Annotated in this window: 18 protein-coding genes; 1 reads left to right on the top strand and 17 read right to left on the bottom strand. The window is 47.8% G+C overall.

Going from position 1 to position 21,941, the window contains the following annotated elements; genetic code table 11:
- Positions 1 to 94: 94 nt before the first annotated feature.
- From spoVE to AC50YO_RS06400, 11 genes are all read right to left on the bottom strand, one after another.
- Entirely contained in the window at positions 95 to 1,192 is a 1,098-nt protein-coding gene (spoVE, locus tag AC50YO_RS06450) for a stage V sporulation protein E (RefSeq protein WP_494844655.1), read from the bottom strand.
- 46 nt (positions 1,193 to 1,238) lie between these two features.
- A complete protein-coding gene (gene murD, locus AC50YO_RS06445; protein ID WP_494844653.1) occupies positions 1,239 to 2,663 on the bottom strand; it encodes a UDP-N-acetylmuramoyl-L-alanine--D-glutamate ligase in 1,425 nt (474 codons plus the stop codon).
- A 38-nt stretch (positions 2,664 to 2,701) separates the two neighbouring features.
- The gene (mraY, locus tag AC50YO_RS06440; protein ID WP_494844650.1) at positions 2,702 to 3,664 is read right to left on the bottom strand and encodes a phospho-N-acetylmuramoyl-pentapeptide-transferase; all 963 of its coding nucleotides are present in this window, start codon (positions 3,662 to 3,664) and stop codon (positions 2,702 to 2,704) included.
- Positions 3,665 to 3,668: 4 nt separating this feature from the next.
- Complete coding sequence (locus tag AC50YO_RS06435) at positions 3,669 to 5,084, bottom strand: UDP-N-acetylmuramoyl-tripeptide--D-alanyl-D-alanine ligase (protein ID WP_494844648.1); 1,416 nt, start codon at positions 5,082 to 5,084, stop codon at positions 3,669 to 3,671.
- Positions 5,081 to 6,568 carry a UDP-N-acetylmuramoyl-L-alanyl-D-glutamate--2,6-diaminopimelate ligase gene (locus AC50YO_RS06430; protein ID WP_494844646.1) on the bottom strand — a complete coding sequence of 496 codons (1,488 nt, stop codon included), beginning with the start codon at positions 6,566 to 6,568 and terminating at the stop codon, positions 5,081 to 5,083. Before AC50YO_RS06430 ends, AC50YO_RS06435 begins: the two co-directional genes overlap by 4 nt.
- A 37-nt stretch (positions 6,569 to 6,605) precedes the next feature.
- Positions 6,606 to 8,549 carry a stage V sporulation protein D gene (locus AC50YO_RS06425; protein ID WP_494844644.1) on the bottom strand — a complete coding sequence of 648 codons (1,944 nt, stop codon included), beginning with the start codon at positions 8,547 to 8,549 and terminating at the stop codon, positions 6,606 to 6,608.
- A 123-nt stretch (positions 8,550 to 8,672) separates the two neighbouring features.
- Positions 8,673 to 10,922, bottom strand: a complete 2,250-nt coding sequence (locus AC50YO_RS06420; protein ID WP_494844642.1) for a penicillin-binding transpeptidase domain-containing protein — start codon at positions 10,920 to 10,922, stop codon at positions 8,673 to 8,675.
- A 5-nt stretch (positions 10,923 to 10,927) separates the two neighbouring features.
- Complete coding sequence (locus AC50YO_RS06415) at positions 10,928 to 11,329, bottom strand: FtsL-like putative cell division protein (RefSeq protein WP_494844640.1); 402 nt, start codon at positions 11,327 to 11,329, stop codon at positions 10,928 to 10,930.
- 18 nt (positions 11,330 to 11,347) lie between these two features.
- Positions 11,348 to 12,301, bottom strand: coding sequence for a 16S rRNA (cytosine(1402)-N(4))-methyltransferase RsmH (gene rsmH, locus AC50YO_RS06410; protein ID WP_494844637.1), 954 nt, complete (start codon positions 12,299 to 12,301; stop codon positions 11,348 to 11,350).
- Positions 12,302 to 12,331: 30 nt separating this feature from the next.
- A complete protein-coding gene (gene mraZ, locus AC50YO_RS06405) occupies positions 12,332 to 12,769 on the bottom strand; it encodes a division/cell wall cluster transcriptional repressor MraZ (protein ID WP_494844634.1) in 438 nt (145 codons plus the stop codon).
- A gap of 225 nt (positions 12,770 to 12,994) precedes the next feature.
- A complete protein-coding gene (locus AC50YO_RS06400) occupies positions 12,995 to 13,744 on the bottom strand; it encodes an SDR family NAD(P)-dependent oxidoreductase (RefSeq protein ID WP_494844632.1) in 750 nt (249 codons plus the stop codon).
- 117 nt (positions 13,745 to 13,861) lie between these two features.
- Here AC50YO_RS06400 and AC50YO_RS06395 point away from each other — a divergent pair, with 117 nt between their 5' ends.
- The gene (locus AC50YO_RS06395; protein WP_494844629.1) at positions 13,862 to 14,770 is read left to right on the top strand and encodes a LysR family transcriptional regulator; all 909 of its coding nucleotides are present in this window, start codon (positions 13,862 to 13,864) and stop codon (positions 14,768 to 14,770) included.
- A gap of 254 nt (positions 14,771 to 15,024) precedes the next feature.
- On the opposite strand, the gene AC50YO_RS06390 is transcribed toward AC50YO_RS06395, so the two are convergent.
- From AC50YO_RS06390 to AC50YO_RS06365, 6 genes are all read right to left on the bottom strand, one after another.
- Positions 15,025 to 16,461, bottom strand: a complete 1,437-nt coding sequence (locus AC50YO_RS06390; protein WP_494844625.1) for a serine hydrolase — start codon at positions 16,459 to 16,461, stop codon at positions 15,025 to 15,027.
- 86 nt (positions 16,462 to 16,547) lie between these two features.
- Positions 16,548 to 17,813, bottom strand: a complete 1,266-nt coding sequence (locus AC50YO_RS06385) for an adenosylhomocysteinase (protein ID WP_494844622.1) — start codon at positions 17,811 to 17,813, stop codon at positions 16,548 to 16,550.
- Positions 17,814 to 17,831: 18 nt separating this feature from the next.
- Positions 17,832 to 19,472, bottom strand: a complete 1,641-nt coding sequence (gene bshC / locus AC50YO_RS06380) for a bacillithiol biosynthesis cysteine-adding enzyme BshC (protein ID WP_494844620.1) — start codon at positions 19,470 to 19,472, stop codon at positions 17,832 to 17,834.
- A gap of 135 nt (positions 19,473 to 19,607) precedes the next feature.
- Positions 19,608 to 20,003: a DUF3397 domain-containing protein gene (locus AC50YO_RS06375; RefSeq protein WP_494844618.1), complete on the bottom strand. Its 396-nt coding sequence runs from the start codon at positions 20,001 to 20,003 to the stop codon at positions 19,608 to 19,610.
- Between the two features lie 18 nt (positions 20,004 to 20,021).
- Positions 20,022 to 20,993, bottom strand: a complete 972-nt coding sequence (locus tag AC50YO_RS06370) for a ketopantoate reductase family protein (RefSeq protein WP_494844615.1) — start codon at positions 20,991 to 20,993, stop codon at positions 20,022 to 20,024.
- Positions 20,994 to 21,147: 154 nt separating this feature from the next.
- Positions 21,148 to 21,804, bottom strand: a complete 657-nt coding sequence (locus tag AC50YO_RS06365; protein ID WP_494844613.1) for an RsfA family transcriptional regulator — start codon at positions 21,802 to 21,804, stop codon at positions 21,148 to 21,150.
- Between the last annotated feature and the right edge of the window lie 137 nt (positions 21,805 to 21,941).

Genomic DNA, 21,941 nt, shown 5'->3' with positions numbered 1-21,941 from the left:
CATTCTCTCATCATTTATATAAAGCACAAAATGGACGCCAGGCGCCGCGTAAAACACAGCACCCTGTCGACCATCCTCATAACGTTCAAATCCTCTATCTCGAATAACGAGATATATTAAGCAGGATGCCGAGTGCCGTCAGCAGCAGCGTTAGCGATGAGCCCCCGTAGCTGATGAGCGGCAATGTAATGCCCGTGACAGGCATCATCCCGATGACCACACCAATATTAATCAGAACTTGTACACCTATAATGCTCGTTATACCTACAGCAAGCAGGCTGCCGAACGTATCCGGAGCTGCAATAGCCGTTCTGATCCCTCGCCATACGAGAATCAGAAAAAGCAGGATAAGAGCAGAACCACCTATAAAGCCCAATTCCTCAGCCACGATTGAGAAAATAAAATCTGTCTGCGGCTCAGGCAAGTAACTAAATTTCTGTCGGCTCATCCCAAGCCCCAATCCAACTAAACCACCCGGCCCTATCGCATAGAGCGATTGAATAATTTGATAGCCAGAGCCTAGCGGATCAGCCCACGGATCAAGAAAGCCTGTTATTCGCTTAAGCCGATATGGCTCGGCTATGATCAGGGCGACTAAGCCAGCAGCCCCGCCTATCCCAAGTGAAGCCAAATGTGCAATTCTTGCTCCTGCCGTGAAGATAAGCAGCAGGGCTGCACCAACCATAACAGCGCCTGAGCCCAGATCCGGCTGCAGCATAATAAGACCGAAGGCTAGGCCGACAAGACCAAGCGGCGGAAGCAGCCCTTTCGTAAACAGCGTGATCGTCTGCTGCTTCTCAGACAGCCACTTGGCAAGGAACAAGATCATTGCCAGCTTCATGAACTCGGATGGTTGAATACCGAAGGAGCTGATGCCAAGCCAGCTTCTTGCTCCCCCGCGCACTACGCCAACACCGGGAATCAATACGATAACCAGCAATACGAAGCAAACAATTAGTGCGACCTTCGCCCAATTTTTCCACATCAAATAATTGGCATTCATCGTAAATAGCAATGCACCGACACCCAAACCGGCAAATAACAGCTGACGTTTCACATAATAGAACCGATCGCCGAACTCATGGAAAGCGAGCACGGCGCTCGCGCTGTATACCATTATTAGACCGATGGTCAGAATGAGCGCGATTGAAACGATCATCCATACGTCCGGGGCGGACCTGGCTTTGGCCATAGCGAACACACCTCTTAGCATGCGTAAGTAGGGACGAGCCCCCTACTTACAAGGTATGCGCCGAATTTTTAAAAATGCGCCCGCGTTGCTCATAAGACTTAAACATGTCCCAACTTGCACAAGCAGGCGACAATAATACGATATCACCCGGCTCTGCAAGAGAGGCTGCTTGCCGTACCGCTTCGCGCAGCGTAGACTCGGCGTCCTCTTCAGGTTCGACCAAACGGACATTGGCTAAACCTGCTTGCTCCGCGACGTTCCCGAGCTTTTCTCTCGTTTCTCCAAGCGTGACCAGCCCCTTCAGACGATCACGGAACAAGGGCAGCAGCTCCATATAATCAGAGCCGCGATCCAGACCGCCAGCGATCAGGACAATTGGAGCCGTCAAGGAACCAATTGACATAATCGTTGCCGTTGGATTCGTTGCCTTGGAATCGTTATAGTAGTTAACCCCGTTCACTTCACCCACATACTCCAGTCGATGCTCAACGCCCCTGAATGCTCGCAGTGGCGCAGCAAGCTTGCTTGGCTCAGCGCCGGCTGCTATACAAGCCGCAATCGCGGCAAGGGCATTAGCTGCATTATGACGGCCTGGTATGCCCAGTTCATCAACTGGAACTATGACTACATCATCTGCTGCTTTGCGGCGCCAGACGATCTGCCTAACCCCCGTCCCTGCCTCTTCTCCTTGAACAAAGGGGGGCTCTATGCAGATGCCTTCCTCGAGGCTTTCATACAGCGAGAACGGCAGGAACCGTGCAGTGATATGCTGAGCTGCTTTTCTGCACTCCGCATCATCCCAATTAAGAACGGCTGTATCCTCTTCCGTCATATTCGCGAACAGCTTAAGCTTCGAGGCAATATAATCCTCCATGCCTCCGTGATAGTCCAGATGAGTCTCCACAATATTCAATAGAAGAGCAACTTTTGGGCGAAAAGCCGCCGTGCCCTTCAATTGAAAGCTGCTGAGTTCTGCAACGATCCAATTGTCCTTGCTCGCTTCATTCGCGGCCTCGCACAGCGGCGTTCCAATATTCCCAGCAATAATCGGATTCAAGCCTGCTTCTGTAAGCAGCTCACCGATCCATGTCGTCGTGGTTGTCTTGCCGTTCGAGCCGGTGATCCCGATAATCGGCGCTGGCGACAGCCAATAAGCGACCTCAACCTCAGTCACTACCTCCACGCCTAATTCCTGCGCCACACGGACAGGGTCGGCAGAATAAGGAATGCCTGGATTCTTGATCAGCAGAGCCGTATCCTTCGTAATCAGATCATCGGGATGGTAACCGCATAGCACAGAAATGCCCAAAGCGATTAACTCATCCGCTTCGGGGCATAATTCACGCTCTTTTTTATCATTAACAATTACCTCGGCACCCAAGGCATGAAACACTTTCGCTACACTAACACCGCTTCTTGCCAAGCCAAGCACGGCAACTTTGCGATTCCGGTAAGACGCCGGATGATTCATACATACCTCTCCTTTTTATGAATAAACGTTAGCTGTCATTAGAAAACCTTTGCCAGAAGCAGGCCTATTGCCGCAAGCACAAGTCCAACCGCCCAGAAGACCGTTACGACGCGCCATTCAGACCAGCCTGACAATTCAAAGTGATGATGAATGGGACTCATCTTGAAGATGCGCTTGCCGCGGAGCTTGAAGGAGCCTACCTGCAAAATAACCGACAGCATCTCAAGCACGAACACGCCCCCGATAATAACGAGCAATAGCTCTGCCTTCGTAAGAATAGCAACAGCAGCGATTCCCCCGCCTATGCCAAGCGAACCTGTATCGCCCATGAATACTTTGGCTGGATGTGCATTGTAGATTAAAAAGCCCAGCACTGCACCAATCATGGCTGCCGAGAACACAGCGGATTCATAAGCAGATGCCTGAAGCGCAATAATCATGAATGCTCCGAACGCAATCGCACTCGTACCAGACAACAAGCCATCCACGCCATCCGTGAAATTAACGGAATTGCTGGCCCCAAATAAAATAATAACGACTAATGGATAATAGAACCAGCCTAAATCGAAGCCTAGTCCAGTACCAGGAATTGAAATAGCGGTACTATGATTCATATTGTACAGCTGCGCACATACGATGACGGAGAATAGCAGCTGTCCGAACAGCTTCTGCCTTGCGGTCAATCCCAAGGAACGCTTAAATACGATTTTGATATAATCATCCAAAAACCCGACTAGGCCAAAGCCCAAAGATGCCGTAAGCAGCACCCAGAATTCAGCGCTCTTATCCGAAAATTTCAAGAAAGCAATTAGCAGCGCCAACATAATAATAATACCGCCCATAGTTGGGGTACCGCTCTTCTTCAGATGGCTTTGAGGGCCATCGACCCTAATCTGCTGACCGAATTTCATTCGCCGGAGGAGTGGAATGAACAATGGTCCGAGTAGAACTGCTATAAGAAAAGAAGTGCCTAATGAAAATAAGATGACCATCATGTCCATTTCCTCACCTCACTTCCAATGCTTCGATAATTTGTTCCATACGCATGCCTCTTGATCCTTTGACAAGCACAAGGTCCGCAGGCTCCAATTGCTGTCTTAACCATTCTGCTAACTTCCCTTTATCATCAAAATGAAGGATGTTCTCTTCCTTCTCGCCCGCCGGGAATTGTGACTTCGCCCCTTCGGCTGTTTTCTTGGAGAGCTCTCCAAACGTAAGAACGGCCGCTGCCTTCTGCGGCGTAATATAAGCCCCAACCTCATAATGAAGCGCCGCTTCATCCGGTCCCAGCTCCAGCATATCGCCGAGCACAATCCATTTTTTGCGGAAACCGTCCAGCTGCTCCACAAGATCAATGGCAGCGCGTACCGCTGTCGGGTTGGCGTTATAAGCATCATTAAGAATCATCGCCCCATTATACGCTTCAACAGGCTGAATGCGCATCCCGGTCAGCTTGAGCCCGCTGAGGCCCTCTTTGATATCAGCCTCCGATAGTCCCAGCCTGCGGGCAACGGCAATTGCAGCCAATGCATTGCTCACATTATGCGTACCGGGCACCGGTATCGTATATGGTGCAGAAGAAGTCGCCTGTCCTTGGCGATGCAAGGTAAAGGTTGAGGATACAGCTCCAATTCCAATGCCTGAAGCTGACCAAGCATTGCTATCGGCAAGGCCGAAGGTCTGTTTCTCCAGCCCTTCCGGCTGGCTCATCTGTTTCAATTCATCTTCCAATAACGGTTCATCTCCGTTATACAGCAGAAGGCCTCCGCTTTGCAGCCCAATCGCAATCTCCAGCTTGGCCTTGGCAATTCCTGCTCTTGAGCCTAGTTGAAGCAAATGGGCATCTCCAATATTCGTTATAACAGCAATATCAGGCTTCGCAATCTTCGTCAGCAGCTCGATCTCTCCGAAGCCGCTCATGCCCATCTCAAGCACAGCAGCATCCGTATCTTCATCTAATTGCAGCACTGTAAGCGGCAAGCCGATATGATTATTCAAATTCCCTTCCGTCTTATGCACCTTCATTACCGTTCCAAGAATAGCGGCGACCATATCCTTCGTCGTCGTCTTGCCGTTGCTGCCTGTAATGCCAATTACTCGCACATACAGCTCATCTCGGTAGGCAGAAGCTAACTGCTGGAGCGCCTCCAATGTATTCTTCACAAACAATAATGGCGCGTCAGCCAGCTCAGCCGGCACTTCACGGCCCGCTTCCCATAATGCAGCAGAAGCTCCGTCACGCAGAGCTTGCTCGACATATTGATGTCCGTCGAACTTATCACCTACAAGCGGCACGAACAAAGACCCTTGCTGCACGCGGCGGGAGTCTGTTCCTACCCCTTCAATTTTAATTTGAGTTTCCTTCGTGTTCGGCTTGGCGCCGCACATGAGGGCAATTTGCTCCAATGTACGTTTTATCACTGTAATGCTCCCCTTATCGCTTCTTGCGCTACTAATCGGTCATCAAACGAATGCTTCACACCATTTATATCCTGATAAGTCTCATGACCTTTCCCCGCAATCAATACTACATCGCCGGAGCTTGCCATTTCAACCGCTTTTTGAATTGCGGAGCGTCGATCTGCCAGAAGCTCGTAACGGTCCGTTGAGATATGGTCCTGCAATAGTCCGGCTTCTATATCACGCAAAATAAGCTCAGCGTTCTCTGTGCGAGGATTGTCCGAAGTAACCACCACATAATCAGCGTAACGAGCAGCGATTGAGCCCATCAAAGGGCGCTTCGTCCGATCACGGTCACCCCCGCAGCCGAACACGCAAATGAGCCTTGATGGATTGAGCCCTTTTACAGCGCTCAGTACATTTTCCAGTCCGTCGGGCGTATGTGCGTAATCAACAATGACAGCGAAGTCTTGGCCCGCAACGACCGATTCCACCCGTCCAGGCACGCCAGGCAGCGCCTCGAGACTTGCTTTTATTGACTCCAGCTCGATTCCTTCTATTAGAGCAGCAGCTATTGCAGCGAGTGCATTATACACATTGAATTTGCCAACCATCTTCAACGTGATATCCGCTTCACCACGGAACGTCCGCACATGGAAAGATGTTCCCTGCGCGGTAATCTGGATAGCCGAAGCCCGGATATCTGCTTCATTGTCGATTCCATAAGTAATCGTCTCGGCAGACGTTAGCTTGGCGAAGGTTTCAGCTGCCGCATCGTCAGCATTCAGCACGGCGAAGGAGCGATCCTGCTGACTTGCAGGATAAACATTGCCCAAGCGAGAGAAGAACAAGCCCTTTGCTGCTGCATAACGCTCCATCGTACCGTGATAATCAAGATGATCCTGCGTCAGATTCGTGAAGATCGCTGTCTTGAATCGGCAGCCCTTCACTCGGCCCTGCTCCAGTGCATGCGAGGAAACCTCTATTGCGCAGTAAGCCGTTCCAGCATCGCGCATGTCTGATAAGTATTGCTGAAGCTGCAGCGACTCCGGCGTCGTACCGGACATCGGGAATGACTTCCCTGCATAACGCATCTCGACTGTACCGATAACGCCAGCGCTTTGCTGGTTATCATTCAATATTCTTTCTATTAAATAGGTTGTTGTTGTTTTTCCGTTCGTTCCCGTTACGCCGATTAATCGCACGGATTGGCTGGGATGTCCGTAATAATGGTCAGCAAGCACAGCCATAGCCAATCTGCTATCCTTCACAATTAGCTGCGGTGCGGCAATGGGCAGCTCTCGCTCAACTACAAAAGCCGTTGCGCCATTCTCAGCCGCTTGAGCCGCATAGTCATGTCCGTCAACGGTATGACCGGGCAGGCATACGAACAAATAGCCGGGTTGCACTTTACGGGAATCTGTCTCTATCCCTGTTACTTCTATATCGCCAGCACCTTGAAGCCTTGCTGTAATGAGGCGTTCAGCCAATTCCGCTAATCGCATGTCTATTCCTCCTAAGTACTGTTACCTATCATTATAGTCAATGGGAATGCGTTATATCATCTTCGTCACCCAAATAAATCCTTATCGTCGAGCCTTTATCCACTCTAGCGCCAGCAGCAGGGGCTTGGCGAACGACCGTATTCCCCGATCCTGCAGAGGTCAGATTGAAGTTCATATTCATATCCTCATAAATATCTGATACGGATTTCCCTACCAGATTAGGTACGGTTACAATGGGCGTCTCTCCGTATTTATACGTTTTTCCAATCTGATCCTTACGCGGCGGAACTTGCAGGATAGAAAGTGCATCTTCCATAATGTTCTTTACAATCGGCGCAGCCACTAATCCCCCGAACTGGATGCCTTGCGGGTTATCGACTGCCACATAAATAACGATCTGAGGGTTATCCGCTGGAGCAAAGCCAATAAATGAAACGATATGCTCATTCGTTGAATATCGCCCGTTGACAACCTTCTGCGCCGTTCCTGTCTTGCCGCCTACCCTGTAGCCATCAATAAAAGCATTACGCCCTGTACCCTTGGCAACTACACTTTCCAGCGCCTCACGCACCTGCTTGGACGTCTGCTCCGATATGACTTGCCTAACCGCCTCTGGCTGCGTTTGCTGTACCATCTTGCCCGTCTCAGGATTCATCCAGCCCTTCGTTACATGCGGTTTATAGAGAGTTCCGCCGTTTACCGCTGCCGATACGGCTGTAATCTGTTGAATAGGCGTTACCGATACCCCTTGACCAAATGCAGTCGTTGCTAGTTCTACAGGACCGACGCGGCTAAGCTTGAACATAATTCCGTTTTCTTCTCCTCCGATATCAATCCCTGTCTTTGTACCGAATCCGAAGTTTTTAATATACTCAAAAAGCTTTTCTTTGCCAAGTCTTTGCCCTAGTGTGACAAAACCAGGATTGCATGAATTTTCCACAACCTCAAGGAAGGTCTGGCTGCCATGCCCGCCCTTCTTCCAGCAGCGGAGCCTTGCCCCGCCTACTTCAATGGCGCCTGGATCGAAAAACATCTCGTTTTTCAAATTAACTTTATTTTCCTCTATAGCAGCAGCAAGCGTAATAATCTTGAATGTCGAGCCAGGCTCGTAGGTCATCCAAATTGGCAGGTTGCGATTATACACCTCGGTAGGCACTTCTTTATATTTATCCGGCTCGAACGTCGGTCTACTTGCCATGCCAAGTATTTCTCCATTATTAGGGTCCATCGCAATTGCAATAATATTGTCAGCTTGCAGCTGCGTCATCGCTTGATCCAGCTCACGCTCAATAACCATTTGAACCTGCTTGTCTATAGTGAGCTGCATCGTAAGCCCTTCCTTAGGCTCCACGTAAATATCGGATGAATTCGGCATTTGCTTTCCTCTAGCATCAGATAGAAAGGACACGTTGCCAGGGATACCGCTCAGCTCATCATCATATTTGGCTTCTACGCCAGTCAAGCCTTGATTATCAATGCCTGTGAATCCAAGCACATGAGCGGCCAAGTTCCCGAATGGATAGAACCGCTTATTATCCTCAGCTACCACTATGCCAGGCAGAGCTAATTCTCTTACCTTCTGCGCTTTTTCCATCGTCATTTTCCTGCCGCCGGGCGCAAGCTTCACCAGCATCGTCTTCTTCTTGCTTAAAGACTTGAGCAGCGTCTCTGGCGTCATATCAAGCAATGGCGCAAGTGTATTCGCTGTCGCCGGCTTGTCTTTTACTTGTGCGAGAATAGCCCACACGGTAGGCGAGCTGACGTTGTAGGCCAGCTTCAGGCCATTGCGATCCCAAATCTCACCTCTTCTTGCTACGTAAGGAATATCACGGCGCCAAGAATTTTCAGCCTTTGCTGACAGCTGCTCGCCTTGCCATAATTGAACATAGGAGAGCCTAATCACTAACGCCAAAAAAGCAAATACACCAATAATCAACACCATGAACAATCGGCGACGCAACGTTACATTGGAAACCTTCATTGCCTTTCCCCCTCCGCCTTATCCTTCGGCAGAGCGTACAGAGACGCTCATTTCCAGCCTATTCAGGACAAGGAGGGGATAGAACAAGCTAGTTCACTTTGGCTGCAGACAAATAGGTTCCAGCTATTCCGCTGGCACCTCTTCTTCCACTTCGCCTTCAACTACGTCACTCTGAGCCGTGGAATCCTCTTCCTTGCTTGTTCCGTCAGTCTCAGAGCCAGTTATAGCAGATCCCGCTCCCAAGGGAGGCTCCAATTGCAGAATCAATTGGCGTGCGCCATTCTTCTGCTCTTCTTTTTGAGAGACTACATAGCCCTCACCCTCGATCTTCACTGGAATACGAAGAACGGAGGCAATTTCAAGTGCATCCCGCAAGGAAATGCCCGTCATATCCGGTACTTTCAGCTTTTCCTTCTGCTCAGTAATGAGATAGATCCGCTGCGTTGGATGAACCGCATCTCCAGCCGCAGGAATTTGTTGAATAACAGTCGTCCCATTCCCAACGACTTCATAACTCAGCGCACGAGCTTTCAGCTCAGTTTTTGCTTGGGACACTTTCTTATCTTTCATGTCAGGCAATTGAACCGTAACCTCTCGACTGGCCGCCTGTTCTTCCGTCTCTTTATAATCAGGAGCAATCCCCATATGGCGTAAGCTTTTATATACAATTTCCTTGAACGCAGGAGCAGCTACGGTTCCCCCGCCAACGAGCGAGTTATTCGGCTCATCGACAACGATATACAAAACGATTTTCGGATTTTCTACAGGCGCATAGCCGATAAACGAAACCACGAATTTCGATTGGGAGTACTTGCCGCCAATAACCTTTTGTGCCGTACCTGTTTTGCCGGCTACGCGATAGCCCTCAATATAAGCATTCTTACCCGTACCATTGACTCGGTCCGATACAACCTGCTCCAAATATTCCCCTACCTTTTGCGAGGATTCCTTGGAGATAACTTGACGCACGAACTTAGGCTCGAACTTCTGGGTCGTCCCTGTTACCGGGTCATAAATTTCTTTGACCAGCTGCGGCTGCATGAGCTTACCGCCATTAGCTACAGCTGCCACTGCCGCTACCTGCTGGATCGGCGTTACTTGAACCTCGCCTTGACCGAACGAAGCTCTGGCAATATCACTCTCGTTATTCGGCTTCACACTAATTCTGCCTGGCAATTCTCCTCCAAGAGCAATCCCTGTTTTCTGCCCAAAGCCAAAGTTGTTGACGTACTGGAGAAACTTATCTCCGCCCATCTTCTGGCCCAGCTTAACAAAGGCTACGTTACTGGAATACTTTAAGCCTTCCAAATAAGTGATCGTCCCCAAATGCCGCCTCACGTCCGTAACATCCTTCGTACCGCGGATAGCCATTCTACCGGAGACATATTTCTCTTCAGGATTGAAGACGCCTTCTTCTACTGCTGCAGCCAGCGTTACTATCTTAAAGGTAGAACCTGGCTCATAGAGTGCCCGTGCTGCATAATTGGCCACATTATTATTATTAAGCTCATACGTATTAGGATTAAAAGATGGCATATTCGCAATGGCCAATATTTCCATCGTGCTTGGATCAGCAGCAATGGCTGTAATTGTCTTTGGATTGTATTCCTTCTGAATCTTCTTCAGGGCTTCCTCGACGTAGCTCTGAATCTCGGTATCAATAGTGAGAGCAATATCCTTGCCATCCTTGGCTGGCTTATAATCGACCTCGCCATTCGTTAATTGGACCCGCTTGCCGTCCTTCTGATACTTTTGATGGCCATTCTCGCCTCTTAATAGATCATCGAAGTACAGCTCTAAGCCGGTCTTCGCCTCATTTTGCTTATCGGTATAGCCAATGACTTGGGATGCGAGCTCTTGACGCGGGTAATAGCGCTTCGAATCATTCATTAAGTAAATGCCGACATCTTTCTTGTCATGCTTCTTCTTCAGCTCTTCGCTGAGCGCCTTGACTTTGTCCGCCAGCTCCTTATCAATCTTCAAGCCTTCCTTATGAATCTCTCGCTGCTGATAGAATTCCCCGTTGTCTTTCTGCATCGTTACAATTTTGCGAAGCGCGCTCTCATCTTTCCCTAGCAGCTTATGAAGACCAGCTATCACATCTTCCTCAATTCCCAGCTTATTGATCATGTCAGGATTAACAGCTACGGTATAAGCGAGCGCATCCATTGCCAGAACATTGCCGGAACGATCCGTTATCGTGCCCCTGCTCGCTACAAGCGTTTCTTCCGCTACCCATCGTTTCTTCGCCATCTCATACCACTGCGCACCATCGACAACCTGAACCCAATAGATTCGACCGATAAGAACAAGAAAAAGGAGGGTCATTACCCCTCCAAACAACAGTGTGCGCACTTTAATTCGTTTCACCATATTGATCACCTATTAGGCGTAGCGGACGTCCCATTAGTTCCCGTATTCACGGTAATGCCGGGCACATCTGTGCTAGCCATCCCTTGTGTCTCTGCCATCTTGCGAATTCTTGCAGGATCATTCAGCATCTCAACTTGTCTCTTGAGCTCGATGATTTCAACGTTCAATGCCTCATACTCATTCGTCTTCTGCTTAATCTCAACGTTCATATTATAGGTTGTGGAGAATTGATTAATAATAACGCCTGCGACTATAACACAAAAAACAATAGTGAGCATGTACAACAGCTTTTCTTGCGTCGGGATCGTTTTTCGTTTGACAACAACTTTTTTCGTTTCCCGAATGACTGGTTTTTTATCGGGTTTGCGCTTTGGCTGCAAAGCCAAATTGCCATTGATATAAGCCAAGCAAAGACCCTCCCCTACCTACAATTTTTCTGCGACACGCAGCTTGGCCGAACGAGCGCGCTGATTAAGCTCCAGCTCCTGCTCGCTTGGAACAATGGGCTTGCGGTTAACTAACCGCAGCGTTCCTGTGCCGCCGCATACACACATTGGGAAATCCGGCGGACAAGTGCATTTTTCAATATATTTCGCAAATAATTGTTTGCAGATTCGATCCTCTAGCGAATGAAACGTAATAACGGATGCTCTGCCTCCAGGAGCAAGGCAGCGTACCGTCTGTTCAAGCGCTTCTTCTTCCGCACCAAGTTCATCATTAACCGCAATTCGCAGTGCTTGAAACGACCGTTTGGCAGGATGGCCTCCCGTTCGTCTCGTTGCAGCTGGTATTCCTGATTTAATCAGCTCAGCCAGCTCTCCCGTCGTCTCGACGGGTGCCTTCTCACGAGCTTGAATAATTTTGCGAGCGATAGATCTAGCGAATTTCTCCTCGCCATAATGAGAGAGAACACGGGATATCTCACGTTCCTCCCAGCCATTGACAATATCGAAGGCTGTGAGCGCTCCTCCTTGATCCATTCTCATATCAAGCGGAGCGTCATGATTGTAGCTGAAGCCCCGATCGGCTTCATCCAGCTGTGGGCTGGATACGCCAAGATCGAATAAAATCCCATCCACCTGTGGAATCCCATTATCGTCCACAGGCACATTGCACGTTAGCAGCATCTCTTCCAAATAGCGAAAATTGCTTTTGACAAGCGTCACTTTATCCATATAGGGAGCTAGCTTAACGCGAGCATTATTAAGCGCCAGATCATCTTGGTCAAACGCGATTAATCGCCCTCCATCGCTTAAGCGGGATGCGATAAGCTCGCTGTGGCCCGCACCGCCGAGTGTACAGTCGACATATATGCCGCCGGGCTTGATCGCCAAGCCTTCAACCGCCTCTTCCAAAAGCACTGTAATATGCTGAAACACGCTATTGTCCTCCCATTCTCGTTGTCCATTCTAAAAGTTGAAATCGAAATCAACCAATTTCTCGGCAATTTCGTTGAATGTCTGTTCTGACTGCTCATAGTAGCCTTCCCATGTCGCCTTGCTCCATATTTCTACTCGACTGGATACGCCAAGCACCATGCAATCCTTATCCAGCTTGGCATATTCACGGAGATGACCTGGCAGGTTTACCCTTCCCTGTTTATCCAATTCGCATTCCGTTGCTCCGGAAAAGAAAAACCGGGTAAACGCACGAGCATCCGACTTCATCAGCGGCAACGTTTTGAGCTTTTGCTCAAGTACGCTCCACTCGCTCATCGGATACACGAATAAGCAGTTATCAAGACCTCTTGTTGCAATGAAGGAGGTGCCAAGCGATTCACGGAATTTGGATGGAATAATAATTCGGCCTTTCTCATCAATGCTATGTTGGTATTCCCCCATAAACATAAGGCCGCTCCACCTCTTCCCCCAAACTCACCACTTTGCTCCACTTTTCCCCACTAAGATACAGTAGTTCGCCGCTAAAAATAAAAATCCTGCTCTGGGAGCAGGATTTTATGAAAAAAGATTTCAAACGATTGTTCCCCAGATTTCTATCCCGGGAACAATCGCTTCTACATCTATATAGACAACGCTTAGAAATCCAGCTAAATCAACAGGATGCTTTCCTCCTTATTTAAAAGAAGCAAAACCTTGATCCACCATAACAACACTGCCAGTAATCGCTTCAGCCTCATCCAAGGAAAGAAGATATACGGAGCCTGCTACAACCTCTGGTTTGGTCAATTCACCGCCCATAACTTTCGCACGCATGCTATCGAGCATTCCTTTGTCCTTGAAGCCTTGGATAATTGGGGTATCCACTGCGCCTGGCGCTACAGCAACGACACGAATGCCATGCGGTGCAAGCTCTAGGGCAGCTGATTTACTCATCATAATAACCGCGCCTTTCGTTGCGTGATAAGCAAAGGTTCCATAAGAAGCCAGAAATCCGAATACGGATGCGGTATTTATAATAACACCACGGATACCAAGCTCCTTCATCTTCCGGCCAGCTGCGATAATGCCATAAGCAACACCGTGCTGGTTAATTGCAATCGTACGGTGATACAAATCCATATTTTGCTCAAGCACAGGTCCTGCTCCACCAATTCCTGCATTGTTAAACATAACATCAATTCGGCCATATGCTTGCACTGCTGCCTCGACTAATGCTTCTACTTCCTCTTGCTTGGAGACATCGACTTTTACAAACGTCGCTTCTCCGCCCGCATTTTTAATCAGCTCAACTGTTTCTTGACCGCCCGCTTCATTATAATCAGCTACGACTACCCTGTCGCCTTTGCTAGCGAATTTGATACAGGTCTCACGACCAATCCCGCTTGCTCCCCCAGTGATCACTGCTACTCTTGTTGTATTCATCTTAATTCCTCCTGTTGGTTAATTCATCGGGTAACTATTCTTATTGTACTTCCATCTATTAATTAAGTATATTTAAACAAAATAAGGTATAACTTAAGTTATACTTAATTAAAATAGTTGAATAAGGAAGTGATTATTATCCAGCTTGACCAATTAGAGCTTATCGTAGAAGTAGCCAAGACAGGCTCATTAACGAGCGCCTCCCAGAACCGACATGTCACATTATCTGCGGTCAGCCAGTCCATTTCTCATCTAGAAGATGAGCTTCAGGTCACCCTGTTCAAAAGATCAAGAAATGGAACCGTTCCAACTATTGAAGGATCTATCATTATTAAGAAAGCTGCCGAAGTATTAAGCAAGCTGCAAGAGCTCAAGCTTGAGGCCCAATTATACTCAGATATACAAACCGGTGAGCTTCGTCTTGCTTCTATTCCTGGCCCCTTATCCTTATTAATAAATAGTATCGTGAACTTCAAAAGGGATTATCCGCTCATCCAGATGGAAATGACAGAAAAAAGCACGACAGAGATTATTGACGATATTCAGCATAATCGAGCGGATATTGGATTGATTCTATTATTCGAGGATTTGATAGAGCGTAAACCGAACTTGTCCTTCGGCAGGCTCTTGGAAGGTAAAATCGTCGTTGGTGTGAGCAGGCAATCTCCCCTTGCCCTCAGAAAGTCCATTACACCTGAGGATTTGCTGCATCACCCAATCGTTCTATATAAGGATGATTATCTGAAATGGTATGTCGAGCAGTTTGAAGAGGCCTATGGCAAACTGAACACTTTATTTTACACCAACAATACAGTTGCCATACTGAGGGCGGTGTCAGAAGGCTCGGCTATCACCGTAGGACTGGATTTCTCCTTTACTGACTCTGTCTCCTCAGATATCGTCAAGCTCCAGTTGGAGCTTCCAATACAGAAGACAGTCCATCTAGGCTGGGTAAGCTTGAACGTAGAGCATCTCCCTAAAGCCTCACGTTTATTTATTAATAAACTGGCCTTTGAGCTAGGCTAGTCGTCTTGAGAAAATAAAGTGTTAGACGGACCATAGAAAAGGATGGCAGCGGAAATCTTAGGACTCGAAAATAGAGTCTTAGACTTCCGCTGCCATCATTGAGCTAACGTTCTCTGTTAGTTGAATGTTCACTATTGGAATGAATCAAAGCACTTTTTTCTGGATGCTTTTAGTTCAACCAACTTTTCTTGATCAAACTTCTTTCTTATGCGCAGGACTATATCTGGGCCTTTTATGAAATGACTATTGTGACGTTATTGCGCTGAAATCTCGAATTTCGTGCCGGCATTGCCAGCAAAAACAATAGAGCCTCCCGCGGGTAACTCAACCTGTTCCTTGCCCCCGATAATACTAAAGTAGGTGCATAATCCCGTTGCATTATAAACGGCGAAGGAAGCGTTCAAGGGGATGTTCACCTTAATGGTCTTACCTCCGTCTTCGTCGCTTATCGTATACCATTGTGCGTATCCGTCGGATTGAATCGTAACGGTTGATTTTTTAGCGAAGTTAGAAGGCTTCACGGCATCCTCATTCACTAAGATGACCCCGCCCAAATTCAAGTACTCAACGCCTTCCTGTGTAAAAAACGTATAGCTTGTGAGATCCCGCCCATTCATTCCCGGTATTTGCAATTCGGAGACAGCTGAATTCGGGCCAGTTATTCGGTTATCCAACACGTATCCTGGTAACTGTGTGGACACATTCAATTCAAAGATTTTGGACGCCAAATAAGAAATCGATGTGTACTTCTCATTCAGCACATAATACTTCTTCCCGTCGCGCTTATCCCATGCCTCTATTGTCTCTGCCGGAAGATCTTGGGGCTGGAGCTTCTCGGCGCTGTACACAGCTAGAGCAATCTGCCCAAGACTTGTGATAGAAGCGTATTGACGAAGCCATAAGTAGGTACGCCCGTTCTCCTCCGTCACGAAGCTGACCACCCTATTCCCATCGCTACTCCGGAACGTGCCGTCTGCCGAATAATAGTAGCTCTCGGGTGGAGCAACGGGTTGCTTCGAAGTAACGGATATGATGCCACTTTCGGTAATATCTATTTTTTTCAATGTACGTGATGAGCCATAGATTCCCGAATATTGCAGCATGGACTTCGGCATATCGGCAATATCCGGTGTGCCGTAGGACTTCTCAGCCTTGAATTCAGCAATTATACCTTTCTCCTTCAGCGCCTGAAGCAAGATTTCGTTCGCCAAAAGCTGGTCGGTCGTACTTGCCCCGCCGGAAGAGACGACAGCTGCCGCTATGCCCAGCTCGGGAAGCACAACAAGGGAGGCGTGATAGAGAACCGTATCCCCGCCTTTGGTTAGTGCCTTTATCCCATATTCGCTGAAGGGATACAGATTGACGCTGTCCCAGCCAAGACCGTATTCGATTGAGTTGTCTGCATCATCAGGCCACAACGGCGTCTTATACTCATTTTGCGCCATGGCTGCAGCCGATTTACGAGACAAAACTTCTTCCGCTTCTCCCGTGAAAACTTGCGAGAATCGGATTAAATCCTCCGCCGTGGAATAAATGCCGCCCGATCCGATTGTGTTGATCGTCTCGTTGGGAAGTTGTCCTGCATATTCAGGATAATAAAGTCCCGCCATATTCGCTGTGTCCAAAGAATCAAGTGGCGTCTTTTCCGTAGGCGATAGAACCTGGAAGCTTAGATATTCAGATCGCTTCATCCCTTCCGCCTAACAAAGAAAAAAACAGTCCCAAAAATCATCTTCATGATTTTTGGGACTGTTCCTTCTTCCATTGGTATTCCTATTTATTCATGTTCATTCCAGCTGGCGAGATAAGCAATTTGCTCATCAGTAAGCGTATCAATGCTAATTCCCAAGGAATCTAATTTAAATCGAGCAACCTGCTCATCCAGCTCGTACGGCACATTAACTACTGTGCTGCCAAGAGCTTTATACTGTTCGTTCACGTAACGAAGTCCAAGCGCCTGCAAAGCAAATGTCGTATCCATAATTTCTGCTGGATGTCCGTCACCTGCAGCTAGATTCACAAGGCGGCCTTCTGCCAGCACATAGATGCTGCGTCCGTCCTTCAGCTTATATTCTTCAATGTTGCGGCGAACGGTCCGAATTTCTGTTGCTCGTGCAGCAAGCTGCGGCTTGTTGAACTCCACGTCAAAGTGTCCCGCATTGGACAAAATAGCGCCGTTCTTCATGACTTCATAATGCTCGTCACGGATACAATCTTTATTGCCTGTTACCGTAATGAACAGTTCGCCTACTTTTGCCGCCTCAATCATTGGCAGCACGGTAAATCCGTCCATGTAAGCTTCAACAGCCTTGATTGCATCAATTTCCGTCACCACTACGTTTGCGCCCATGCCTTTAGCCCGCATGGCAACCCCTTTGCCGCACCAGCCGTAGCCAACTACAACAACGGTTTTCCCTGCAACAACTAGATTAGTCGTGCGGTTAATGCCATCAAATACGGATTGTCCAGTACCATAACGGTTATCAAATAAATATTTGCAATACGCATCATTAACAGCGACCATAGGGAACTGCAGCTTGCCTTCCTTCTCCATCGCCTTCAAACGGATAATGCCCGTCGTTGTTTCCTCAGCTCCGCCTCGAACGTTCACACGAAGATCCTCGCGCTCTGTATGAAGAAGAGTAACCAAGTCGCCGCCATCGTCGATAATGAGGTCTGGCTTGCTTTCAAGTGATTTCACCAGCAATTCCTTATATTCAGCTGGCTCCGGATTGTATTTAGCAAATACAGTAATACCGTCCTCAACCAATGCAGCACATACATCATCCTGTGTAGATAATGGGTTGCTGCCCGTAATGGTTACATCGGCACCGCCAGCTTTTACTACTTTAGCCAAATAAGCAGTCTTTGCTTCCAAGTGGAGCGATATTGTAACTTTCAATCCTTTGAATGGCTGCTCTTTCTCAAACTGCTCACGTATCCGGTTCAATACAGGCATGTGGGCACTAACCCAGTCAATTTTGAGGTGCCCCTCTGGCGCTAATGCGATGTCAGTAATAATGCTGTTTTCAATTGAACTCATTGAATACCCTCCTAATAATTATAAATAAATGATTTGATGTCCGCCGTTGCGGCTGTAAGGCACCTCAAGCAGCTTATCAAGCCATGCCGTCCCGTATCGGTTCCAATACCCGACCATCGTAATGACTCTTTCCTGAGGCTTGCCTGATGGCCATAGAGACAACGCGATTCTATCCAACTGACGGGTAGACGCTTCATACTGCTTGTTGAAGGCATCCTTCGTCTTGGATTCCAGATATTCAATTTGCTCAATGATTTTCTGACGGTTCGTCTCGCCCAGCTTCGCCAGCCCAGGCTGAATAGAGGATGCTAGTTCTAGCAGTGGACCGTACATATCGAGGAAAGATTCTTTTGCTGATGCAAATTGCTCATCTATAGACAACTGATCTTGATCCGTCAGCCACTGCTGTTTCCTCTCAGCGAATCGAACGGCTACATCATCGAATGACAAATCATATTTTACCATATTCTTGGCAATTGTGCCTTCTATTAAAGTAAACGACATTCTCGGGAGTATAATCGGCATCTCCATATCTAATTGGCGGAAAGCATCTCCAGTTAGTGCCCAATAAGCAATTTCGCCAGATCCCAGCACAGTACCAAGCACAGGCAATAAATAATCCTGCATCAAGGGCCTAGTCAGTACATTATTGCTGAGCTGCCCAGGCTGTTCATCTGCTAGCTCAAGCAGCTGCTCCTTCGTCCACGAAGCAGTAGCCTTGCGATCCTGAAATCCCCCTTCTACTTTATGCAGCAAAGTGCGTTCGTCGCCTTTGGATGACTGAAAAACGAATAAATTAGCGCTTCCTGGCACGACATCCGCTTGAAGCGTGTAGCCAAGCTCCTTCACTCTGTCGGCTGCAGCCGTATAAGATTGTTCGAGCTCATCGTTACGTTCAATGAGGCGGCGGAACATCGGTGATTCCAGCTTGCGCAGCTCGGCATCATCTGCATCCAGAAGAACGAGGCCCTCCTTGCTGAGCAAGTAGCTTAATACGCCTGCGAACAGATCCGATAACGAGCGGGATTGTTCTGCCGTCTGAGCAAGCTGCTCAAGCAGAGCTGGCTTGAACTCTGAATGCGGCAAAGCGGCATTCAGCTCTTCAATTAACCTGCTCCACGTATCAGCATCCACTGCTGTACGGCTCACGGATGTTCTTGCTTCACCTGGACGCGGAATCGATAGCTTGCGCAGCTCTTGCTCTGCAGTTACCACATAAGCATGATTCACTTCATCCCAGTCATGATCCTCCCCCGCTATCCAAAAGACAGGCACCACTGTTCTGCCTAGCAATTGTGAGGACCACTTCGCTGCACCAATAATGGATACAGCTTTATGTATGACTAATAAAGGGCCTGTCCAAAGACCAGCCTGCTGTCCTCCAACGATAACCGGTGCTCCATCTGCAATAGCTTGAACCGCAGCAAGTCCTTCTGGTGCCGCATGGAATCGGCTGTTGTAGCGTCGCAGCACTTCAGCGACTGCCCCTACATCCGCACGCGAATGAGCAGTTGCATCCAGTCTCTTCGAACGTGTAATCCAATCCTGCTCCCGCTGAGGATGATAGCCAAACAAGGCTTCGACTTGCTCATCTGTCCGATTTATATACGCCTCTGTAATCGGCTGGGCGCTTGGTAAATGATAGGCTTCTGTTGTCATAGCGCAGCCATTACCCCCTAATTTGTGTGATGACCTTTATTTGTCTTCATTGTTCTTCAAGTACAACCTGATTGTACACAATTGAGGAGTGATGCGTCAAAAAGAAAAACGGCCCCATCGTTAGGCCGTCCATTATTATATCGAAAATATCGTCTGCCCTATCCCAATAATCATTAAAAGCAAATACAGGATGCTCATGGTGAAGAAACCAAGCCGCCAGACTGCACGGAAAATTCGCTTCACATCGACGCTCCCGCGCTTGCGGAATTGGGCATTGCCGAGCAAACCGCCAATAATAAGCATGAAGAGAATAATGCCATAAATACCGAATCGACTGCCGAACAATTCATTAAATAATACAGCTACAATTCCAATTAATAAGGCAGTGGTTACATCCATCGCCAATCGAAATGATTTTTTGCGGTCCTTAATGTAGGCGCCATAACCGTAATAAATAATAACAAAAGGTATGACAGGGATAAGAGCCAAAACCGCATACATATATTTTAGAGATACTAATATTTCTGTCATCAGCATTTCCCCCTCTATCTATTCCCTTGCCAGCCTCTGCACTATAGCGCTTACTGAATCATTTAGAGGCGAAGGAATTTCCTTGCGTCTAGCAATAGAAGCAACTCCTCCGTTAATCCAATCAATCTCTGTTAAACGCTCCGCACGCACATCACTTAGCATAGAAGATATATTCAAGGAGGTCGACTCACACACCTGCAGAATACGTTCCCAGCCTTCCTCCGCCTGTTTCATGCCGTCAGCAGCTAATATGGAGGCGGTCTCCTCATATAAGGCACGCATCAGCCGTCTACGGGCTGGATTCTTCGGAAGCTCCCCATTCGTCACATCAAATATAGCAGTTAGCGGGTTGATCACCGCATTAACCAGAAGTTTTTGGTAAATTCGATCCTTCATCTGATTCGACATAAACGCGCTGAATCCTGCCGATTTCAATACATTAATCAACATTTTTTGTACACAATCCTTATTTTGGTCCATATTGCTCGACTTTTCGCTATTATGTATCTCGTTTGCCAGGCCGAACCATAGTTCGCCTCTTCCGGTACACTGGACGGTACCGACCTCTAGCCGTCTGGCTCCAACTGAGGTCACACCAGCATATAAATTAGGAGTATGCAATCTTCCCTCTAACTTTTCTAAATGACCAATGCCGTTTTGCAAGCAGAGCAAAGAGGATTCCTTAGTAAGCAAACATGCAAGGCCATCTATTAAAGCGTCATCAATATGGCTTTGTTTAACTGTGAGAATAACCCAATGAGGAATCCCTCTGCCTAGATTGTGCAGCTCCCAGCTATCTTCCAGACTATGGCTGCCAATGGATATGCTCTGGGCCATTCCGTTCTGATCAATGAGCTTGATTCCTTCGGATCGCAGCCACGCAGCCTGCGACTCTGTTCTCGTCCACACCGTAGTATTGGGATGAACCTGGACGAGCATTGCTGCATGCAGCAATCCAATGGCCCCGCCTCCAACAATATCAATCCTCAATCTTCGTTCCCTCCGTCTTATCTAGATGCCCCTATCATAGCACAGCCAGTCTTAACGATTTCTAAACAAGTCTAACAAAATATAGAACGGGAGAATAACATAAGAATAAAATAACGCAAAAGCTCCACCATACGAATATGGTGGAGCTTTTGCGTTATTCAATGCGTTCCAGATTCCCGTTCGCATCCATTTTGAATCGCGGCTTAGCTTCCTCATCATGAGTAAGGACGGTCAATCGTCGAGCCCGATCCATAATTTGTATTAATGTTTTGTAGTCATCATTAACAGCCCGATAATCGGTCTGCACGTTATTCACTTCTTTAGACAATCTCTCATTATCCCGGCGCAAGCGCTCCAGCTCTTCTTCTTTCTCTTTTAGCTCTTTCTCGAAAGACTTGATCTGCCGACTCACATCCTGATAGGTTGATTTGAACTGGCGCAGGAAGCGAATAACGGAGTCAACAGATAACCCCTCTTCGGTTGTTGTCGTAGCTATATCCGATCTGAATGATCTTTCTTCCGTCTCGAACACAGCTATAGAAGAGACATGCGGCGTTGCTACAATCGCTTGTTTCTTTAAATAATTGCGTTTCTGTCGCTGCTGCTTGGCGATTTGAATCGCTTCCTCGTACCGTTTGCGAACACAGCTGTTCCAACGGAATCCACATGCTGCAGAAGTCCGTGCAATTCGTTCGCCAACCTCCTCAAAAGCTGCAAGCTGGGTACTGCCCTCTCTAATATGGCGCAAGGTAACCTCGGCGAGTATAAGATCATCGTCCGGACTCCAAGCATCTTGTCTGACTGCTGTCATGCGACCAAAACCTCCTAACGTAAAGGCGCTTACTTTATCTCTATGCCCTTGGTAGAGTTCATAGAATCTATTGGATACTAATTTGTATAACCAAATTTTTGAAAGCTCATACATAATTAATTGGAATACAGCGCAAA

The sequence above is a fragment of the Paenibacillus sp. J22P59 genome (assembly GCF_059383895.1).
Note: the sequence above shows the minus strand (reverse complement) of the source record. Positions and strands in the feature narration are given on the sequence as shown.

Bases quoted from the DNA above. Each gene is read 5' to 3' on its own strand.
- spoVE (WP_494844655.1), bottom strand. From the start codon at position 1,192: ATGGCCAAAGCCAGGTCCGCCCCGGACGTATGGATGATCGTTTCAATC.
- murD (WP_494844653.1), bottom strand. From the start codon at position 2,663: ATGAATCATCCGGCGTCTTACCGGAATCGCAAAGTTGCCGTGCTTGGC.
- mraY (WP_494844650.1), bottom strand. From the start codon at position 3,664: ATGGACATGATGGTCATCTTATTTTCATTAGGCACTTCTTTTCTTATA.
- AC50YO_RS06430 (WP_494844646.1), bottom strand. From the start codon at position 6,568: ATGCGATTAGCGGAATTGGCTGAACGCCTCATTACAGCAAGGCTTCAA.
- AC50YO_RS06425 (WP_494844644.1), bottom strand. From the start codon at position 8,549: ATGAAGGTTTCCAATGTAACGTTGCGTCGCCGATTGTTCATGGTGTTG.
- AC50YO_RS06420 (WP_494844642.1), bottom strand. From the start codon at position 10,922: ATGGTGAAACGAATTAAAGTGCGCACACTGTTGTTTGGAGGGGTAATG.
- mraZ (WP_494844634.1), bottom strand. From the start codon at position 12,769: ATGTTTATGGGGGAATACCAACATAGCATTGATGAGAAAGGCCGAATT.
- AC50YO_RS06400 (WP_494844632.1), bottom strand. From the start codon at position 13,744: ATGAATACAACAAGAGTAGCAGTGATCACTGGGGGAGCAAGCGGGATT.
- AC50YO_RS06390 (WP_494844625.1), bottom strand. From the start codon at position 16,461: ATGAAGCGATCTGAATATCTAAGCTTCCAGGTTCTATCGCCTACGGAA.
- AC50YO_RS06385 (WP_494844622.1), bottom strand. From the start codon at position 17,813: ATGAGTTCAATTGAAAACAGCATTATTACTGACATCGCATTAGCGCCA.
- bshC (WP_494844620.1), bottom strand. From the start codon at position 19,472: ATGACAACAGAAGCCTATCATTTACCAAGCGCCCAGCCGATTACAGAG.
- AC50YO_RS06375 (WP_494844618.1), bottom strand. From the start codon at position 20,003: ATGACAGAAATATTAGTATCTCTAAAATATATGTATGCGGTTTTGGCT.
- AC50YO_RS06365 (WP_494844613.1), bottom strand. From the start codon at position 21,804: ATGACAGCAGTCAGACAAGATGCTTGGAGTCCGGACGATGATCTTATA.